The sequence below is a fragment of the Falsiroseomonas sp. genome, assembly GCF_041690465.1.
In the GTDB taxonomy this organism is placed as follows: domain Bacteria; phylum Pseudomonadota; class Alphaproteobacteria; order Acetobacterales; family Acetobacteraceae; genus Falsiroseomonas.
Genome location: NZ_JAWLHG010000018.1, coordinates 58,342 through 76,126, shown reverse-complemented (window position 1 = coordinate 76,126; position 17,785 = coordinate 58,342). Strand labels below are relative to the sequence as shown.

Annotated in this window: 18 protein-coding genes; 12 read left to right on the top strand and 6 right to left on the bottom strand. The window is 72.7% G+C overall.

Features of this window, described 5'->3' with window-relative positions; genetic code table 11:
* Both ACESM1_RS17700 and ACESM1_RS17695 read right to left on the bottom strand, forming a co-directional pair.
* Entirely contained in the window at positions 1-471 is a 471-nt protein-coding gene (locus tag ACESM1_RS17700) for a RidA family protein (protein WP_372622277.1), read from the bottom strand.
* A gap of 320 nt (positions 472-791) precedes the next feature.
* Positions 792-1,502 (bottom strand): metal-dependent hydrolase, encoded by a 711-nt coding sequence (locus ACESM1_RS17695; protein WP_372622275.1) that lies wholly within the window; start codon positions 1,500-1,502, stop codon positions 792-794.
* 281 nt (positions 1,503-1,783) lie between these two features.
* Here ACESM1_RS17695 and ACESM1_RS17690 point away from each other — a divergent pair, with 281 nt between their 5' ends.
* Positions 1,784-2,959 carry an HlyD family efflux transporter periplasmic adaptor subunit gene (locus ACESM1_RS17690; RefSeq protein WP_372622273.1) on the top strand — a complete coding sequence of 392 codons (1,176 nt, stop codon included), beginning with the start codon at positions 1,784-1,786 and terminating at the stop codon, positions 2,957-2,959.
* A gap of 5 nt (positions 2,960-2,964) precedes the next feature.
* Positions 2,965-4,542 carry a DHA2 family efflux MFS transporter permease subunit gene (locus ACESM1_RS17685; protein ID WP_372622272.1) on the top strand — a complete coding sequence of 526 codons (1,578 nt, stop codon included), beginning with the start codon at positions 2,965-2,967 and terminating at the stop codon, positions 4,540-4,542.
* A 13-nt stretch (positions 4,543-4,555) separates the two neighbouring features.
* On the opposite strand, the gene ACESM1_RS17680 is transcribed toward ACESM1_RS17685, so the two are convergent.
* Both ACESM1_RS17680 and ACESM1_RS17675 read right to left on the bottom strand, forming a co-directional pair.
* A complete protein-coding gene (locus ACESM1_RS17680) occupies positions 4,556-5,521 on the bottom strand; it encodes a radical SAM protein (protein WP_372622270.1) in 966 nt (321 codons plus the stop codon).
* An 83-nt stretch (positions 5,522-5,604) separates the two neighbouring features.
* Complete coding sequence (locus ACESM1_RS17675; RefSeq protein WP_372622269.1) at positions 5,605-6,693, bottom strand: AI-2E family transporter; 1,089 nt, start codon at positions 6,691-6,693, stop codon at positions 5,605-5,607.
* 121 nt (positions 6,694-6,814) lie between these two features.
* Between ACESM1_RS17675 and ACESM1_RS17670 the strand changes: the two genes are divergently transcribed.
* From ACESM1_RS17670 to ACESM1_RS17650, 5 genes are all read left to right on the top strand, one after another.
* Complete coding sequence (locus tag ACESM1_RS17670; RefSeq protein ID WP_372622267.1) at positions 6,815-7,426, top strand: hypothetical protein; 612 nt, start codon at positions 6,815-6,817, stop codon at positions 7,424-7,426.
* 84 nt (positions 7,427-7,510) lie between these two features.
* Positions 7,511-8,311 (top strand): DeoR/GlpR family DNA-binding transcription regulator, encoded by an 801-nt coding sequence (locus ACESM1_RS17665; RefSeq protein WP_372622265.1) that lies wholly within the window; start codon positions 7,511-7,513, stop codon positions 8,309-8,311.
* Between the two features lie 47 nt (positions 8,312-8,358).
* Positions 8,359-9,198: an HAD family hydrolase gene (locus ACESM1_RS17660; protein ID WP_372622263.1), complete on the top strand. Its 840-nt coding sequence runs from the start codon at positions 8,359-8,361 to the stop codon at positions 9,196-9,198.
* A gap of 8 nt (positions 9,199-9,206) precedes the next feature.
* On the top strand, positions 9,207-10,691 hold the full coding sequence (gene glpD / locus ACESM1_RS17655; RefSeq protein WP_372622262.1) for a glycerol-3-phosphate dehydrogenase: 1,485 nt from the start codon (positions 9,207-9,209) through the stop codon (positions 10,689-10,691).
* A 52-nt stretch (positions 10,692-10,743) separates the two neighbouring features.
* Complete coding sequence (locus ACESM1_RS17650) at positions 10,744-11,715, top strand: hypothetical protein (protein WP_372622260.1); 972 nt, start codon at positions 10,744-10,746, stop codon at positions 11,713-11,715.
* A gap of 13 nt (positions 11,716-11,728) precedes the next feature.
* Here the strand turns inward: ACESM1_RS17650 and ACESM1_RS17645 are convergent, their stop codons facing one another.
* Both ACESM1_RS17645 and ACESM1_RS17640 read right to left on the bottom strand, forming a co-directional pair.
* On the bottom strand, positions 11,729-12,268 hold the full coding sequence (locus tag ACESM1_RS17645; protein ID WP_372622259.1) for a hypothetical protein: 540 nt from the start codon (positions 12,266-12,268) through the stop codon (positions 11,729-11,731).
* A gap of 135 nt (positions 12,269-12,403) precedes the next feature.
* Positions 12,404-13,756 (bottom strand): hypothetical protein, encoded by a 1,353-nt coding sequence (locus ACESM1_RS17640; RefSeq protein ID WP_372622257.1) that lies wholly within the window; start codon positions 13,754-13,756, stop codon positions 12,404-12,406.
* A gap of 142 nt (positions 13,757-13,898) precedes the next feature.
* Here ACESM1_RS17640 and ACESM1_RS17635 point away from each other — a divergent pair, with 142 nt between their 5' ends.
* The 5 genes from ACESM1_RS17635 (at position 13,899) to ACESM1_RS17615 (ending at position 17,778) form a co-directional block, all read left to right on the top strand.
* Positions 13,899-14,210: a putative quinol monooxygenase gene (locus ACESM1_RS17635; protein ID WP_372622255.1), complete on the top strand. Its 312-nt coding sequence runs from the start codon at positions 13,899-13,901 to the stop codon at positions 14,208-14,210.
* An 80-nt stretch (positions 14,211-14,290) separates the two neighbouring features.
* The gene (locus ACESM1_RS17630) at positions 14,291-14,902 is read left to right on the top strand and encodes a hypothetical protein (protein WP_372622253.1); all 612 of its coding nucleotides are present in this window, start codon (positions 14,291-14,293) and stop codon (positions 14,900-14,902) included.
* Positions 14,903-15,029: 127 nt separating this feature from the next.
* A complete protein-coding gene (locus ACESM1_RS17625; protein ID WP_372622251.1) occupies positions 15,030-15,986 on the top strand; it encodes a dihydrodipicolinate synthase family protein in 957 nt (318 codons plus the stop codon).
* Between the two features lie 12 nt (positions 15,987-15,998).
* Positions 15,999-16,778, top strand: a complete 780-nt coding sequence (locus ACESM1_RS17620; protein ID WP_372622249.1) for an SDR family oxidoreductase — start codon at positions 15,999-16,001, stop codon at positions 16,776-16,778.
* A 22-nt stretch (positions 16,779-16,800) separates the two neighbouring features.
* Positions 16,801-17,778, top strand: coding sequence for a Bug family tripartite tricarboxylate transporter substrate binding protein (locus ACESM1_RS17615; protein ID WP_372622248.1), 978 nt, complete (start codon positions 16,801-16,803; stop codon positions 17,776-17,778).
* The last annotated feature ends 7 nt before the right edge of the window (positions 17,779-17,785 follow it).

The window sequence follows — 17,785 nt, the reverse complement described above, 5'->3', positions numbered from 1 at the left end:
TCAGCGGCGCGAGCGGGCGGCGCTGACCTCGATCTCAACCAGCAGCCGGGGATCGGCGAGGCCCGCGACCTGCACCACGGTCCGCGCCGGCAGGTTGGGCTGCGCCGAGGTGCCGAAGAACTCGCGGTAGGCGGCCATGAAGCCGGCGGTGTCCATCCGACCATCCTGGGCCGGGTCGCCAACCAGGAAGGCCTGCATCCGCACCACGTCGCCGAGGTCGAGGCCCAGGCGGCGCAGCATGTCCTCGAGGCTGCGCAGCGCGCCGCGCGTCTGGGTGCGGGTGTCGCCATAGCTGCCATCCGGACGCAGCGCTGGCGTGGCGCCCGAGAGGTGGACCATCGTCGCACCCGCCGGGACCTCCACAGCCATCGCCACCGGCAGGTCGGAGCCGGGCATGCGATGACGCTTCACCTCTTCCGCCGCGCCACGCGCGACGGTCGGGATCAGCGCGATGACCGGCACAGCCCTCATTCAGGCCCCTCCAGGGGAGCGATAGGCACGAGCAACAACGGCGCAGGCAGGCTCATGGCGAAGGCACATATAGGCACGCGTGGCACGCAAACATAGGCATGCGTGACACGCAAACGAATAGGGCGCGGCCGGGATCGGCTGCGCCGGGACGAAGCCATCGAGCCCGGTGGTGCAACGCAGCGGAGGGCGACTGGTGCCCTGGGCATCCCGCAGGATTCAGGCCAGATCCGCCCCGTTCCGAAACCTCAACGCGGGCGCGCACGGTGCAGTTAGCGGATCAGCATCGTTCGCGCAATGTTGAGATGGTTCGAAGTTGTAGCTCAGATTGTGACCGGCACGCCGATCTGCGGCACCAGCACCTTTGCCGTGGCGCCCTGCATGTGCTGCACGAAGGCATCCGGAGTGGGCGCGATGATCGGGAAGGTTCCCCAATGGCAGGGAATCGCGGTCTTCACGCCCGGCAGGAAACGCTGCACCGCCAGCGCGCCGCGCCGCCCATCCATGGTGAAGCGGTCCCCGACCGGCACGATTGCCACCGTGGGATGGTGCAGCTCCTCGATCAGCGCCATGTCGGAGAAGAGCTCGGTGTCGCCCATGTGGTACAGGGTCGGCTCCCCGGGCAGCTTCGGCGTCACCACCACGCCGTGCGGCAGGCCGAGATCCTGGGAGATGCCGTTCTCATCCATCACGGAGGAGGAGTGGAAGGCGATGGTCAGCGTCACGCTGAACTCGCCCTGGTCGGTGGTGCCGCCCGAATTCATCGGGTCCATCGCCTTGAGGCCCTTCCGGCCGAGCCACATGCAGATCTCGTAGTTCGCCACGACCTTGGCGCCGGTGCGCTCGCTGATCGCCAGCGCATCGCCGACATGGTCGGCATGGCCATGGGTGAGCAGCACATGCGTCGCCCCCGCCGCGGCCTCGGCCGGATCGCCCTTGAAGGATGGGTTGCCGGTGAGGAAGGGGTCGATCATCACCACCGACTTGCCGAGTTCGAGCCGATAGGCGGAGTGTCCGAACCAGGTCAGCTTCATCTTGTCGGGTCTCCCAGAGCGGTTGGCGGGCGGCGGTTGTAGCGGAGCGGGATGCGCCGCTCCAGGCGGTGCGCGCTGTCGTGCGGTGTCAGGCAACCTTGTCGCGCGGTCCGGCGTCTTCGGCGCAGCCTGTCGCCCGGCCCGTCCGGCCGGCGGCGGAGGAAGGAGAGGCGGAACCGGCGCATCGCCCGGAATCCTGCCGTGACGGGGCCGCAGGGCTCCGAAGCGAGCCGCCCCCGGTTGCCCGCGCAGGGCGCCGCCCCTTCCGCCGAAGGCCGACGATGAATGCGCTGACAGAAACCCGGGCGGATCGCGATCCGCCGCTGGGCACGCCCGCCCCTCCGCCCGCCTGGCGCCGCCTGCTGCGGCGGCTGCGCCTGCCGTTGGCCGGGCTGGTGCTGCTGGCCGGGCTGCTGGCCGGGGGCTGGTGGTGGAGCACCGGGCGGTTCCTCGAATCCACGGACAACGCCGCGATCGCCGGCGACATCGCGGTGCTGTCGGCCCGGGTCGAGGGTGAGGTTGCGGCGATCCTGGTCGAGGACAACCAGCCCGTGCGAGCCGGCCAGGCACTGATCCGGCTCGATGACCGCGACTGGCGCTCGCGGGTGGCCGAGGCCGAGGCGGGGCTCGCCGAGGCGCGCGCGGCGGTGGTGACGCTGACCGAGCAGATCGCGCAGCAGCGCGCGCAGGTCGATGCGGCGGCGGCGGAGCTCGACGCCGCGCGGGCGGAGCTGGCCCGCGCCGAGGGCGATTTCCGCCGCGCCGGGCAGCTGGCCGGCGGCGGTTATGCCTCGCGCCAGGCGCGCGACCGCGCCGAGGCCGATCTGCGCAAGGCCGAAGCCGGCGTCGCCGCGGCGCGCGGCGGGCTCGAGGCGCAGCGGCGCGCGCTGCCGGTGCTGGAGGCGAATCGCGACCAGGCGCGGGCGCGGCGCGACCATGCCGAGGCGGCGCTCGGCATGGCACGGCACGCGCTGGCCGACACGGTCATCCGCGCGCCGGTGGAGGGCATCGCGGCCAACCGCGCGGCGCAGCTCGGCGAGCATGTGCGGCCCGGCCAGCCGCTGATCGCCATTGCCCCGCCGCCCGCGCGGCAATGGGTGGTGGCGAACTTCAAGGAAACGCAGCTTGCCCGCATGCGAATCGGCCAGCCTGTGCGGCTGACGGTGGATGCCATCCCCGATGTCGCGCTCACCGGCCGGCTCGCGAGCCTGGCGCCGGCCACCGGCAGCCAGTTCAGCCTGCTGCCGCCGGAGAATGCGACCGGCAACTTCACCAAGGTGGTGCAGCGCGTGCCGGTGCGCATCGCGCTCGATCCCGCGACGACGGAAGGGCTGGAACTGCTGCGCCCCGGCCTGTCGGTGGTGGCGGAGGTGGACACCCGCGACGATCCGACGCGGCCGAGTGGCCTGTTCGCCGCCGCCGCCGGCGTGCTGCGCGACGCCATGCTGGCCGAGTAGGCATCTTGGGCGCGACCACGGCCGGCGCCCTGCCGGCGCCGCCGGCGGCGGTGCCGCGGGCGCAGATGCTCGGCTTCCTGGCGATGGTGTTCGGGATGTTCATGGCCATCCTGGACATCCAGATCGTCGCCTCCTCGATCGCCGAGATCCAGGCCGGGCTCTCCGCCGCGCCGGAGGAGGCGAGCTGGGTGCAGACCAGCTACCTGGTGGCCGAGATCGTGATGATCCCGCTCTCGGGCTTCCTGTCGCGGCTGTGGTCCACGCGGGTGCTGTTCGTCGCCTCCTGCCTCGGCTTCACGGCCTTCTCGCTGGCCTGCGCGCTGGCGACCTCGCTGCCGGAGATGATCGTCTTCCGCGCGCTGCAAGGCTTCCTGGGCGGCGCGATGATCCCGACCGTCTTCGCCACCTCGTACCTGCTGTTCCAGGGTGCGCAGCGCGTGCGGATGAGCCTGCTGATCGGGCTGACCGCGACCCTGGCGCCGACCATCGGGCCGACGCTCGGCGGCTGGATCACCGAAACCTTCTCCTGGCACTGGCTGTTCCTGGTGAACGTGCCGATCGGCCTGGCGGTGGCCGGCGCGGTGTGGCGGCTGCTCGACATCGACCGCGGCGACCGCCGCCTTCTCGCCCGCTTCGACTGGTGGGGCCTGCTGTCCATGGCCGGCTTCCTCGGCTGCCTGGAATATGTGCTGGAAGAGGGGCCGCGATCGGACTGGCTGGAGGACGGGACCATCGCCGCGGTGGCGGCGATCTGCGCCGCTTCGGGCGTACTGTTCCTCTGGCGCGCCTTCGCGGCGGCGGAGCCGGTGGTGCGGCTGCGCGCCTTCCGCGACCGCAATTTCGCGCTCGGCTGCGGCTTCAGCCTGCTGATGGGCATGGGGCTCTATGGCGCGGTCTATCTGGTGCCGCTCTTCCTCGCCCGGGTGCGTGGGTACGACGCCTTGCAGATCGGCGAGGTGATGGCGGTCACCGGGTTGTTCATGCTGCTCGGCGCGCCCTATGCCGGGCTCGCGGCGCGGCTGCTCGATCTGCGCGCGGTGCTGGCGCTCGGGCTTGCGATGTTCGGCGTCTCGATCCGCATGACCGCCGGCCTGACGGCTGAAAGCGGCTTCTGGGATCTCGCGCTGCCGCTCGGGCTGCGCGGCTTCGCGATGATGTTCGTGATGCTGCCGATCAACCAGATCACCCTCGGCACGCTGCCGGCGGCGGAGGTGAAGAACGCGTCCGGCCTCTACAACCTGATGCGCAACCTCGGCGGGGCGGTGGGGTTGGCGGCGATCAACACGCTGGCGACGGAGCGCGGCTTCCTCTACCGCCAGCAGATGGCCGGGCAGGTCACCTGGGACCGCCCGGGCGCCACCGCCTATCTCGACACGCTGACCAATGCGCTGGCGCTGCGCATGGACCTCGCCGAGGCGGAGCGCGCGGCGCTCGAGATCGTGCGCCAGGTGGTCGGGCGCGAGGCGACGGTGCTGGCCTACAACGACATCCTGCTGGCACTCGGCGGCCTGTTCATCCTCGCCGTGCCCCTGGTGCTGCTGCTGCGCCCGGTGAAGGCCGACGGCTTCGGCGGCGGCCACTGACCGGCGCGCGGCCTCACCGCGAGCAGGCGGCGCCGCCGAGCACGCAGAAGCGCGCGCAATGCGGGTGGTTCAGCGCCACCGGGCGCATCGCCTCCGTCAGCGTGGCGCCGAGCTCGAATTGCGGGTCGTAGGGCAGCAGCGTGCAGGCCACCACTGCCGGCTGGGCCGCGCCCTTGCGCTTCACAACCATGCGGGAGCTGGCGCACATCACGCTCTCCGGCGCCTTGTGCAGGATGCCCCAGCACGCCTCGGTGATCTCCGGCACGTCGGCCCCGGCGTCCATCTCCGGGAACAGCATCAGCGCCACCGGGTCATGGGCGTCCACCGGGATCGCATGGGTGGCGAACAGGCGGGCGAAGCCGGCGCGCATGGTGGCCTCGTCCTCGCCGCCGAAGGCGGCGCGGCCGGCGACATGCAGGCGGAACCCCTCGCGCGCCAGCCAGGCCAAGCCCTCCAGCGTCTTCGCGAAGCTGCCCTCGCCGCGCTCGACGTCATGATGGGTGGGCTCGTGGTGGTCGAGGCTGACGCGGATGGTCAGCCGCTCCGTCCCGAAGCGGTCGCGCAGCGCCAGCAGCGGCGCGGCATAGCGGCGCATCGGCTGCATCGCATTGGTCAGCACGATGGCGCCGAGCTCCGGGCGGGCCAGCACATCGGCCAGCATCGCGCAAAGCTCCGGGTTCATGAAGGGCTCGCCGCCGGTGAAGCCCACCTCCTGCAGCGGTTCGCCGCGCGCCGCCGCCTCGTCGAGATAGGCGGCGACCTCGGCGGCGGAGATGTAGACCAGGGCATCGTTGCGCGGGCTGCTCTCGATGTAGCAGCCGGCGCAGGCGATGTTGCAGAGCGTGCCGGTGTTGATCCACAGCGTCTGCAGGCCTTTCGGTGCCACCTGAGCCCGGCGCTCGCCACGGGCGGTGATGAGCGGATCGGCGAACTTGGCGGGATCGAGCCGGCGGGGCAGGGCGGGCGGGCGGACGGACACGGCGACTCCTCGGCTGTTCCAGGCCATTTCGCCCGACGAAGGCGGGAGGTTACGCAGCGCCGGCACCGCTTGCCAGACGCCGGTCAGCCCCGATCCTCGCCGGCTTTCTCTCCGGGCACCTCGACGGGCTTGCCCAGCGTCTCCTGCACATAGAGCTTGCTGACCAGCACCACCATCACGACGGTCAGCGGCGCGGCGAGCAGCACGCCGCCGATGCCGAGCGCCGCCCCCGCCGCCACCAGCGAGATCAGCAGCAGCCCGGGCGGAATGGACACCATCCGCTCGCCGACCATCGGCGTCAGCACATTGCCCTCCAGCTGCTGCACCGCAAGGTAGAGCGCGACGGTCCAGGCCAGCGTCTCCCAGCCCAGGTTGATCGCCAGCAGCACGCCCGGGACGGCGCCGATGAAGGCGCCGAGCAGCGGCACGATGTTCGCCAGTCCCGCCAGCAGCCCGAGCGCCAGCGGCGCCGGCAGCCCGATCGCCCAGGTGCCGAGGCCGGTCAGCGTTCCGACCACCGCCATCGCCATGAGCTGCCCCGTGAGCCATAGCCGCAGCGCATTCCCGCTCGCCGCCAGCGCCTCCTCGCCGAGGGCCTGCTGCGCCCGCGGCAGCAGCCGCGCCAGGCCGCGACGGTAGGTCGCCGGATCGCCGGCGAAGTAGATGCCGCCGACCACCACGATCACCAGCCCCGCCAGGGCGTCCACGGTGGCCAGGGCGAAGCTCGCGATGCGCCCCGCCACGGTGCCGAACACCGATGCATCGAGCAGCGATCCCGGATCCGCCTCGCCCGCCCCCGGAATAGGCAGGCCGAACTCGCGTTCCAGGGTCTCCGCGGCCTCCGGCAGTTGTTCGAGCAGCAGGCCGAGTTGCTCCCGCATCTCGCTGCCGGCCAGCCACAGCGCCAGCGCGATCGGCAGGGCGACGACCAGGCAGGCGGCGGCAACCGACCAGCCGCCGGGCACGCCGAGCCGTTCCCGCAGCGGATCGGCCAGCATGCGCAGCAGCACCGCGACCAGCAGCGCCGCGAACCCCATGAGCAGCGCGTGGCGGACGGTCCAGGCCAGCAGCAGCAGGATCACGACGCCCGCGACGATCAGGGTGCGGCGGAGGAACGCGACCTCGCCGCGCCAGCCGCCTTCGGCCGGGCCCGGGGCCTCGGTGTTGCGCATTGGTGCGGATGCTCCCAGGCTTGTCGCGTCCGCAACGTCAGGCGGCGCAAGGCGTTCACCGGTCGCGGAACGCGGCCGGGCATCCGTGCGCTAGCCTGGCCTGGAGCCGGAGCGGGAAAGCATGGCGGGAACTTCCGAACAGCGTCTGCTCGACGCGCTGGCCACACTCAGCCGGGCCTTCGCCGAGGGCGGCGTGCCGGCCATGCCCGGCGCCGATGCCGCGCCCGGGGACGACGCGCCGCCCGTCTCCGCCATGGACACCGAGACGCGGGAGGTGCTGGGCGAGGCGGCGCTGGCGGTCGCCTTCGGCGCCTTCGCCTCGCGCGGCGGCGAGCACGGGCCGATCCAGACGCTGATCGCCTCGCTCGGGCTGCTGGCCGTGCTCGCCGAGGAGGAGCCGGACCCGCCGGCCGAGATCCTCGGCATTGTCGCCGAGGATGCGCGGGTGGAGGCGGAGGTCGAGCGGGCCGGGGAAGCGCTGGACGCGGAATTCGGCCGCGATGCCTCGGCCGAGGCGCAGATCGCGGCGCTGGAGGCGCGGATCCTCGGCACCGCCATCACCCTGGCCGGTTGCACCCTGCCCGAGGGCTCCGAAGGCCCGGCCGCAGTCCGGCGGCACGCCGCGCGCTGCCTGACCCGGCTGGCGGCCGGGCTGCTGGCGATGAACGCCGCCGGGGCCGGCGCGCTGCCGGGCGCCGACCCCGGTGGCGACCAGGGCCCGCCGCCGGGCTGACGAACCGGGCCGCCAGGCCGGGCTGACAGGCTGGGCTGATCGGGGCCTGGCGACAGTCCGGGTGGGCTGTGGCATGCTCCACACATGCCCCGCAGGACCGACGGCGCACCGGCCAAGGCGCAGCGCCACCGCAGCATCCTCGCCGCGCTCGCGACCGACCCGACGGTGCGCATCTCCTCGCTCGCCACCTCCTTCGGCGTCTCCTCGGAGACGGTGCGGCGCGACATCGAGGAACTGTCGCGCCAGGGCGCGGTGCGGCGGACCTATGGCGGCGCCTCGGTGGTGCAGGCGGCGCTGCAGCCGGAACTCTCCTCGCGCGAGCGGATGGCGGTGGCGGAGCGGGCGCGGATCGGCGCGGCGGCGGCGGCGCTGGTGGAACCGGGCGACGTCGTCATGCTCGACGCCGGCAGCACCACCTCGCATTTCGCCCGCGCCCTGGTGGCCCGCGGCAGCGCGGCGACGGTGCTCACCAACACCCTGCCCGGGGCGGGCGACCTGGCCGCCGCGCCGGCCGGGCTGCTGCGCGTGGTGCTGTGCCCCGGCGAGGTCAGCGCCGCCGAACGGGGCGTCTATGGCTCCGAGACCGAGGCCTTCCTGCGCCGCTTCAACGCCGACCTGGCGGTGATCGGCGCATCGGGGCTGACGGAGGAGGGGCCGTGCGAAGCGGTCTCGCGCGCCGCCTGGGTGAAGCGCGCCATGCTCGGCCGGGCGCCGCGGCGGATGCTGCTGGCCGATTCCGGGAAATTCGGGCGCGGACTGCTGGAGTGCGTCTGCCCCCTGGGGGAACTGACCGACCTGGTGACCGAGGCGCCGCCGCCGCCGGGGCTGGCGGCGGCGCTGGGCCGGGCGGGCATGGCCGTGACGCTGGCGGATGACGCGTCGTGAATTTGTGAGGCTCCACATTCGTTGCCGGATGTGCCACACTCCACCGCATGGGCGCCCTGACCCGTCCCGCGGCCGCCGCGCCGCAGCCCCTGGCCGCCGTGCCGACCGCGCGGCTGGCCGCGTTGCGCTGGGTGCTCACCGACATCGACGACACGCTGACCACCGAAGGCCGGCTCACCGCCGCTGCCTACGCCGCGATGGAGCGGCTGCAGGCGGCGGGGCTGCTGGTGGTGCCGGTCACCGGGCGGCCGGCCGGCTGGTGCGACATGGTCGCGCGGCTCTGGCCCGTCGCCGCGGTGGTGGGGGAGAATGGCGCGCTCTGGTACGCCATGGACCATGCCGCGCGCCGGATGCGGCGGTACCATGTGCAGGATGACGCCGCGCGCCTCGCCGCGCGCGCCCGGCTGGAGGCGCTGGCCGCGCGCGCCCTGGCCGCCGTGCCGGGCAGCCGGCCCGCCGCCGACCAGCCCTTCCGGATGTTCGACCTGGCACTCGACTTCGCCGAGGATGCCGGGCCGCTGCCGCTCGCGGAGGCCGAGCGGATCGCCGCAATCTTCCGGGCGGGCGGCGCCGAGGCGAAGGTTAGCTCCATCCATGTCAACGCCTGGATCGGCGCCTGGGACAAGCTCGCGGGGCTGCGCCACCTGTTCGAAGCGCTGTGGTGCCCGCTGGAGCAGGCGCTGGACCGCGCTGCCTTTCTCGGCGACAGCCCGAATGACGCGCCGCTCTTCGCCGCGCTGCCGCTCTCGGTGGGCGTCGCCAATATCGCGCCCTTCCTGCCCGGCATTGCAGCAGCGCCGGCTTACGTGACGGCGGGGGCGGGGGGCGCAGGCTTCGTGGAATTCGCCGATGCCGTCCTCGCGGCGCGACCGCGGCCGCCAGGCTGAGCGCGGCGATGCAGGAAAGCTTCGACCTTCTCGTCATCGGCGGCGGCGTCAATGGCGCCGGGATCGCGCGCGACGCGCAAGGGCGCGGGCTCTCCACCTGCCTGGTGGAGCGCGGCGACCTGGCCGGCGCCACCTCCTCCTCCAGCTCCAAGCTGATCCATGGCGGGCTGCGCTACCTTGAGCAATACGAGTTCCGCCTGGTGCGCGAAGCGCTCGCCGAGCGCGAGGTGCTGCTGAAGATCGCGCCGCACATCGTGTGGCCGATGCGCTTCGTGCTGCCGCACCGGCCGGAGATGCGTCCGCGCTGGGTGATCCGCGCCGGCCTGTTCCTCTACGATCACCTTGCGCGGCGGGTGAGCCTGCCGGGCACCGAGAGCATCGCCACCGCGCGCCATGCCTATGGTGCGCCGCTGAAGCCCGGGATCACCGATGCCTTCGCCTATTCCGACTGCTGGGTGGAGGACAGCCGCCTGGTTGTGCTGAACGCGCGCGATGCGGCCGCGCGCGGCGCCGAGGTGCTGGTGCGCACCGCATTCGCCGGGGCCGAGCGCGGCGTGGAGAACTGGATCTGTCGGCTGGCCATGCCGGACGGCAGCCAGCGCGTCGTCCGCGCGCGTGCGCTGGTGAACGCCGCCGGCCCCTGGGTGCTGGAAGCGCAGGATGCGGCCCACGCCGAGCCGCAGGGGCGGGTGCGGCTGGTCCGCGGCAGCCATATCGTGCTGCCGGCGCTCTATGAGGGCGAGCAGGCCTACATCCTGCAGAACGACGACCGCCGCGTCGTCTTCGTGATACCCTATGAGGGCCGCTTCTCGCTGGTCGGCACCACCGACGTGCCGCACCAGGGCGATGCGCGCAGCGCCTGCTGCTCGGCGGAGGAGGCGGCCTATCTCTGCGCCGCCGTCGGCCGCCAGTTCCGCCGCGCACCGCAGCCCGAGGAGATCGTCTGGAGCTATTCAGGCGTGCGGCCGCTGCACGACGACGGTGCCGACAACCCCTCCGCCGTCACGCGCGACTATGTGCTGAAGACCGATGCGCCGGCGGGGCAGGCGCCGGTGCTCACCATCTACGGCGGCAAGATCACCACCTACCGGCGCCTCGCGGAGGAGGCGGTGGCGCGCATCGGCGGCCTGCTCGGCCGCGAGGGCACGCCCTGGACCGCGACGTCGCCGCTGCCTGGGGGTGATCTCGGCGGCCGCGACCTGCCGGCCTTCGAGTCCGAGATGGCGCGCCGCCATCCCTGGCTGCCGCCTTCCACGCTGCACCGCCTGGTGCGCGCCTATGGCAGCGACCTCGATGCGCTGCTCGACGGTGCGAGCGGGCCGAATGCGATGGGCGAGGAGTACGGCGCAGGCTTCACGGAGCGCGAGCTGGATTGGCTGGTCCGCCACGAATGGGCGCGCACCGCCGAGGACGTGCTGTGGCGGCGCAGCAAGCTCGGCCTGCACATGCCGCGCGAGGGGCAGGAAAAATTGGCGCGCCGCCTCGGCGGGTAGGCGGGGCGCCGCCCAGGATGCCATGCTGCGCGCCGGTTGCGGAGGGAACGGCATGGCGCAGTGGCAGGTGCGGCGGATCGGCCCGATCATCCTTCCCGGCATGGATGCGCGGATGGGCGCCAATGTGCAGGGCCCCTCGATGATCCGCGTGCCGGAGTGGGTGCCGGGTGCGCTCGGGCGCTACTACCTCTACTTCGCCGACCACAAGGGATCCTACATCCGCCTGGCCTATGCCGATGCGCCGGAAGGACCGTGGCGGATGCATGAGCCGGGCAGCCTCGACCTGCGCGACAGCCTCTTCCCGACAGAACCGCCGCCGCCGGACGAGTCCAGGAGGGAGCGGCTGCCCGGCAATGCGCCACCCGGCACAGCTGGCATGCTCGCACCGGAGATCGAGGCCTCACATCCCCACATCGCCTCGCCGGACGTGCATGTGGACCACGCCAACCGGCGCGTGGTGATGTACTATCACGGGCTCGTCGGCTGGGACGTGCAGCGCACGCGCGTCGCGATTTCCGCGGACGGGCTGAGCTTCCGGGCGCGGCCGGAGCTGCTCGGCCCTTCCTATTTCCGCGTCTTCCGCCATGGCGGCGCGCATTACGCTCTGGCGATGCCGGGCATCCTGTTCCGCTCGGCGGACGGGCTCTCGGGCTTCGAGCGCGGCCCCGAGCTGTTCAACCCGCGGCAGCGCCACACCGCCGTGCTGCTGCGCGGGGATGTGCTGCACGTATTCTGGACGCAGGTGGGCGACGTGCCGGAACGCATCCTGCACTCGCGCATCCCGCTGGTGGGCGACTGGCGCGCGTGGCGCGTGGCGGGCGAAGCGGAGGAGGTGCTGCGGCCCGAGGAAGCCTGGGAAGGCGCCGGCCTGCCGCTGCTCCCTTCGTTTCGCGGCGCCGTCGCGGGGCCGGTGAACCAGCTGCGCGACCCCGCGGTGTTCGAGGAGGATGGCCGGTTGTACCTGCTCTATGCAGTGCAGGGCGAGGCGGGCATCGCAATCGCGGAGCTGCTGCCTTCGGGGTGAGGCCGCGCGCGGTTCAGGCCGCGGCGAGACCCGGTAGCGCGGCCTTCACCTCCTCGATCCGCGCCAGCGTCCAGGCCGCGAGTGCCGAGGCCATCGCCTCGGGCTCGGCCGGGAAATCCTGCAAGGGGCGGGCCGCGGCGAGGAAGGCGGCCTCACCACCCACCACGGACCAGCCCGGCGGCGGGGTCCCGCCCAGCGGCCGCGCCGGGGAGACGCCGCTCGCGCCGACCGCGACGATGGCGTGCGGCCGGTTGGGCAGGCGCGGCGCAGAGGCGTCCCAGCCGCTTCCGCCATCCGGGAAGCGCAGGCCCCAGGCGAGGAACCACTCGGCCTCGACGCTCGGCGCGTAGGGCGGCCGCAGGAAGGCGTGGCCCCAGATGGCGCCGCGCTCCGGATCAGTGAGGTAGGTGGTGCGCCCGGTCGCGCGCATGCCGCGCAGCAGCGGCGCGACCGCCTCCTCGGTCCGCTCGAAGCTGGCGGCGATGCGCGCCTCCGCGGCCAGGAAGCGCTCGGCGGCGAGCAGGTCATGCGCGTCCGGCATGGTCTTCGGCATGGGTCGGAGTCCTCCGGCGCAGCGCTTGGCCCTGGGGCGTTCTCCGTTCACTGGCGTTCACGGGAAACGCTCCACCTTGGTTGTTGGCAGAGCAGCTTCACGCCTCCGGGCGATCCCGCCCTTCGGCGATCTGCTCTAGTGGCCCGGCGTGTAGTTGACCAGCCGCACGAAGGACTGGAGCAGCTTCGGCATCTCCTCGGCCCGGGCCGGCAGGCGGTCGGCGTCGAGCGTCAGGCTGTCGAGGAAGCGGCCGCCTGCGGTGTAGAAGGAGAGCTCCAGCGCATCGCCGATGATCTCGGGGCGGCAGACCACCTCCTCATCGCCGGCCTCGCGCCTGGCGGTCGCCACGGCTTCCCGGATCTCCTCGATGCCCTCGGTCCCGGCACTGGCTTCCTCGAGGAAGGCCGCGATCTCCTCGCCGACCTCGGAGGGCGCGACGAGGGCGAGCGGCACGCAGCCGCCATGCGCCTCGAAGGCGGCGGCACGCCAATGGTCGAAGAGGGTGGCGCGGCGCAGATCCTCCGGCGTGTCCTCCTCATCCTCCTCGGGCAGGCCGCCGGCGGCGGCGATCCGCTCCCAGGGCTGGAGGTTCCAGTCGATCTGCCAGCCGATCAGCACGCCGAAGCCCTGGGCGGCGAGCTCGTCGGTGTCGCCCGGCGGCAGCGCGCGCGGCTCGGTGCCGGCAACGAGGTCCAGCAGGACGCGCCGGATGGCGCCGGGCGAAAGCTCCGCGAGCGCGTCGGGCGACCGCCAGCCGGGCAGGAAGCGGAGCTCCAGGCCCTCATGGATCGCGCCGGCGGCGAGCAGGCTTTCGGCGAGCGCCAGCGCATCCGGCGCATCGCCGGCCGGAAGCGCGACCGGCAGCGCCACCAGCTCGGCCCAGCCGGCGGGGCCGACCCGCGCACCTTCGGCGGCGGCGAGCAGCTCGCCGGCCAGCTCGTCGGCGGCATCGTCGCCATGGCGCGCGGCGAGCTTGCGCGTGGCGAGCTCCAGCACATCGTTGCGTCCGGCGTCGAGCAGGTGCTGCGCGAGTTCGGTGAAGGCGCTCTCCTCCTCGTCGGCGAAGGCGTCGAGCAGCCGGTCGGCGATCGGCCCGGGCGCGGTGCCGAAGCTCGGGCGCGGCGGCCGGGCAGGGGGCGCGAGGCCGAGCGCCTTGAAGGCATCGGCGCCGCGCAGCAGCCTGTCCCGGTCGATCCAGCCGAGGCGGTTCTCGGGCGTATCCTCGCGCCCCTGCAGCCAGCGCCGGAAGGCGGACCGGTCCGCGCGCTGGACGAAGACATCCACGCCCTGCGCCGCCATCTCGGTCGCCACCGCGCGGTTCACCGCCGTGGCGGTCTCGATGTCGGTCTCGCCGGGGCGCAGCGTGTCGAGCGTGTCGGCGTCCGGGTAGTGGGTGAGCAGGATCGAGGCGAGTTCGGGCGCGACGTCGCGGGCCAGTTGCGTCGCCTCTTCGACGATCTCGTCCCTGCGGTCGGTGGATTGCGGCAATGGCGTTGTCCTCGGGATCACTCCCCTTATGGTGCGCGCGGTGCCCGGGCTCAACCGCAACCTCGGCGCGGGGCGTTGGCGGGGCGCGGCGGCGGCCCTAGGCTGGCCGGGCGCAGCGACAATGCGAGGGAGGGTGTCGGACGTGATCCATGTCATCGCGGTGATCACTGCGAAGCCGGGCATGCGGGAGGCGGTGCTGAAGGAATTCCGCGCCAACATGCCCGCCGTCCATGCCGAGCAGGGATGCATCGAATACGCGCCGGCGATCGACGCCGAGGGGATTGGCGCCTTCCAGGCCCCGTTCGGCCCCGACACCTTCCTTGCCATCGAGAAGTGGGAGAGCGCGGAGGCGTTGAAGGCGCACGCGGCGGCGCCGCACATGGCGGCCTATGCGGCGAAGACGCGCGAGATGATCGCCAGCCGCACCATCCACGTCCTCGCGCCGGCGGGTTGAGCCGGCGGATCCAGCGGGGCGTTGATCTCGCGCGCCGCGCGGCCCAACCTGCCGGCCTGGCAACGCAAGGGATCGGATCGATGGCTGAGACGCTCGTCTTCCCGGGCACCGTCGAGTGGTCCGGCGAGAATCCCGGCATCTCGCTGAAGGAGGCCCCGGACGGCCCCTTCACCACGCTCGCCTCCTTCTTCCGTGTGGTGCTTTCGCCGCACGGGCGCGGGCATGCGCTGGTGCTGATGCAGTCGCCGCAGGAGGCATCGCCGCCGGAGGGCCGCGCGAATCTCTGCCTGACGGACAACGAGCAGCTCGCGCGCTGGCTGGTGGCCGAATACGTGTCCCATTTCGGCGCCTGGCGCGGGCTGCCGGGCTTGCAGGGGCTCACTTACCGCCGCCTCGATGAGGTGACGTCGAGTGGCGACGCGATCACGAGCTACGCCGAGACGGTGCGCGCCGGCGACCTGACGGTGAGGCTCGAATGGTCGGGGCTCGGCAGGCCCTTCTGCTTCGCGCTGGCGCCCGCCCAATCGGCCACCGGCCTGCACCACATGCCGAGCCTCTTCGTCGGCTGCGACGCCGCGACGGTCACGGTGAACGGCACGCGGCGGCCGGGCGCGCCGATCCCCCGCGAGATCGCGGGCCAGCGCATCTCGACGGCGATGCTGGCCTTCTCGGAGACCTGGATCCGCGCCTGACGGAACGGGGCGGCACGGCGCCCTGGGGAGGCGGCGGGCAGGGCGGCGAACCGGCCCGGTCAATGACGGCATGACGGCCATCCGGCAGGCTGCTAACCTGCGCGGTGACTGCCAGCGGAGACCGGCCATGGCCAAGATGCGCATCGAGGGTTCCTTCGTCGCCCTCATCACCCCGTTCAACGCCGACGGCACCGTTGATTTCGGCGCCTTCCGGACGCTGCTGGACTGGCACGCGGCGAACGGCACCTCCGCCGTGCTGATCATGGGCTCGACCGGCGAGGTCTCCATGCTCACGCCGGAAGAGCGGGGCGAGATCGTGGAGAAGACGGCCGCGATGAAAGCCGATGGGGCCACGGGCCGGATGAAGTTCTTCTACGGCTGCACCGGCCCCTCGACCGCGGCGACGATCAAGTACCTGCAGCATGCGAAGGCCGCCGGCGCGGATGGCGCGATCCTCGCCGCTCCCGCCTATATCTGCGCGCCCGAGGACGACATCGAGGCGTTCTTCGCCGAATGCGCCGATGCGGTGGAACTGCCGCTCGGCATCTACAACAACCCGCCGCGGGTGAAGTCCGACCTGCACTGGGACCACCTGCTGCGGCTGATGCAGCACCCGAACATCGTCGTGCTGAAGGAGAGCACCACCCGCGTCGGCCAGGTGGCGCAGGTCTGCGCCGCGCAGCCGGATGCGACCATCATGTGCTGCGACAGCCCGAACCTCGGCCTGGTGGTGGCGACCATGTCGCTCGGCGGCCATGGCACGGCGAACATGACTGGCAACATCGACCCCGCCGGCATGGCGCGGCTTTCCACGCCGTGGCGCGATCCGGCGCAGTCCGTGGTGTTCCGCGAGACATACCTGCGGCTGCTGCCGCTGCTGCACTTCACCTACAGCGCGATCAACCCGGTGGCGGTCAAGTCGCTGATGAAGGCGGTCGGCCTGCCGGCCGGCGATCTGCGGCGGCCGCTGACGGGGCTCAAGCCAGACCACCTGGCGAAGGGTGTCGGCATCGTCCGCGCGCTCGGGCTCGATGCGCAGTATGGCTGGCGGCTGCCGGGCGGCATGGCGCTCGCGGCCGAATAGGCGCCGCGCGGGATGGATCTCGGCATCGCCGGCCGGCGCGCGCTGGTCTGCGGCGGCAGCCGGGGCATGGGCCGGGCGGTCGCGATGCGGCTGGCGCAGGAAGGCGCGGCGGTGACCATCGCCGCGCGCAAGCCCGGGCCGCTCGGCGAGGCCGCGGAGGCGATCGCCGCGGCCACTGGCAACCCGGTCGGCCATGTCGCTGCGGATCTGACTACGGAGGAAGGCCGTGCGGCGATCCTCGCCGCCTGCCCGGAGCCGGACATCCTGGTCAACAATGGCGACGGCATGCCGCCCGGCGATTTCCGCGACTGGGACCGCGCGACCTGGATCCGCGCGCTGGACCAGATGATGCTGGCGCCGATCGCGATGATCCAAGGCACGGTGGACGGGATGATGGCGCGCGGTTGGGGCCGCGTGGTGAACATCGTCTCGCGCAGCGTGAAGGAACCGCAGGCGGAACTCGGGCTGTCGAACGGCGCGCGCTCCGGCCTGGTCGGCTTCGTCGCCGGGCTGTCGCGGCAGACCGTCGCGCGTGGCGTGACCATCAACAACCTGCTGCCGGGCATCGTCGCGACCGATGCGCAACGCGCGCATGTCGAGGGGCTGGTGACGATGACCGGCCGTCCCTTCGGCGAGATCTGGGCGGAACGCGCGGCGCGCAACCCGGCCGGCCGCTACGGCGCGCCGGAGGAGATCGCGGCCTGCGTCGCCTTCCTCGCTTCCGCGCACGCCGGCTTCATCACGGGGCAGAGCCTGCTCGTCGATGGCGGGCAGTATCCGGGAACCTACTAGCCAGCCAGGAAGGATGACCAGGATGCGCGCGACCCGTCGCAGTCTCATGCTCTCGACCCTCGGCGCCGCGGCGCTGCCCGCCACGCACGGCGTGGCGCAGGGCCTGCCGGACCGGCCGATCACCATCGTGGTGCCGTTCCCGCCCGGCGGGTCGGTGGACGGCGTCGCGCGGATGCTGGCGACCGAGCTCGGCGCGCAGACCGGCAGCACCTGGGTGGTGGAGAACCGTGCGGGCGGCGCCGGCGGGGCGGTCGGCTCCGCCCATGTCATGCGCGCGCCGCCGGATGGCGCCACGCTGCTGCTGAACGCTTCGATCCATGTCGTGGTGCCGCTGATCAACAGCAACATCACCTTCGACGTGGTGAACGATTTCAGCCACATCGCGCTGCTGGCCGAAGGGCCGCTGCTGGTGCTGACGCACCCCTCGGTGCCGGCGAACACGCTCGGCGAGTTCTTCGCGCTCGTCCGGCAGGATCCGCGGCGCTACAATTTCGCCACCACCGGCCTCGGCTCGGCGGGCCACCTGACGGTGGAACTGCTGAAGCAGCGCGCCGGCGTTTCCTCGGAGGTGGTGGCCTATCGCGGCGCCGGCCCGGCGCTGGCGGACCTCGCCGCGGGCAACATTCATCTGCTGGCCGACCCGATCCTCTCCGCGCTGCAGCTGGTGCGCGGCGGGCGCGCGAAGGCGCTGGCGGTGACCACGCGGCAGCGCACGCCGCTGGCACCCGAGATCCCGACGGTGGCCGAAAGCGGTCTCGACCCGCTGGAGATGGTCTCCTGGTACGGGCTCTGGGGCCCGAAGGGGATCCCGCAGCCGGTGACGGAGGAGCTCTCGCGCCGGGTTCGCACCGTGGTGAACTCGGCCCCCTTCGGCGAGCGGCTGCGCGCAATGGGCTTCGTGCCGCGCGCGAGCGACCCGGCCGGACTGCGGGCCTTCGTCGAGAGCGAGATCGCGACCGCGCGGCCCATCGTCGAGGCGGCGGGCATCCGGGTGCAGTAGGGCGGAC

Coding starts and splice junctions, on each gene's coding strand:
- ACESM1_RS17660 (WP_372622263.1), top strand. CDS start 8,359: ATGGGCGCCCTGACCCGTCCCGCGGCCGCCGCGCCGCAGCCCCTGGCC.
- ACESM1_RS17645 (WP_372622259.1), bottom strand. CDS start 12,268: ATGCCGAAGACCATGCCGGACGCGCATGACCTGCTCGCCGCCGAGCGC.
- glpD (WP_372622262.1), top strand. CDS start 9,207: ATGCAGGAAAGCTTCGACCTTCTCGTCATCGGCGGCGGCGTCAATGGC.
- ACESM1_RS17665 (WP_372622265.1), top strand. CDS start 7,511: ATGCCCCGCAGGACCGACGGCGCACCGGCCAAGGCGCAGCGCCACCGC.
- ACESM1_RS17620 (WP_372622249.1), top strand. CDS start 15,999: ATGGATCTCGGCATCGCCGGCCGGCGCGCGCTGGTCTGCGGCGGCAGC.
- ACESM1_RS17690 (WP_372622273.1), top strand. CDS start 1,784: ATGAATGCGCTGACAGAAACCCGGGCGGATCGCGATCCGCCGCTGGGC.
- ACESM1_RS17695 (WP_372622275.1), bottom strand. CDS start 1,502: ATGAAGCTGACCTGGTTCGGACACTCCGCCTATCGGCTCGAACTCGGC.
- ACESM1_RS17650 (WP_372622260.1), top strand. CDS start 10,744: ATGGCGCAGTGGCAGGTGCGGCGGATCGGCCCGATCATCCTTCCCGGC.
- ACESM1_RS17670 (WP_372622267.1), top strand. CDS start 6,815: ATGGCGGGAACTTCCGAACAGCGTCTGCTCGACGCGCTGGCCACACTC.
- ACESM1_RS17675 (WP_372622269.1), bottom strand. CDS start 6,693: ATGCGCAACACCGAGGCCCCGGGCCCGGCCGAAGGCGGCTGGCGCGGC.
- ACESM1_RS17630 (WP_372622253.1), top strand. CDS start 14,291: ATGGCTGAGACGCTCGTCTTCCCGGGCACCGTCGAGTGGTCCGGCGAG.
- ACESM1_RS17700 (WP_372622277.1), bottom strand. CDS start 471: ATGAGGGCTGTGCCGGTCATCGCGCTGATCCCGACCGTCGCGCGTGGC.
- ACESM1_RS17615 (WP_372622248.1), top strand. CDS start 16,801: ATGCGCGCGACCCGTCGCAGTCTCATGCTCTCGACCCTCGGCGCCGCG.
- ACESM1_RS17625 (WP_372622251.1), top strand. CDS start 15,030: ATGGCCAAGATGCGCATCGAGGGTTCCTTCGTCGCCCTCATCACCCCG.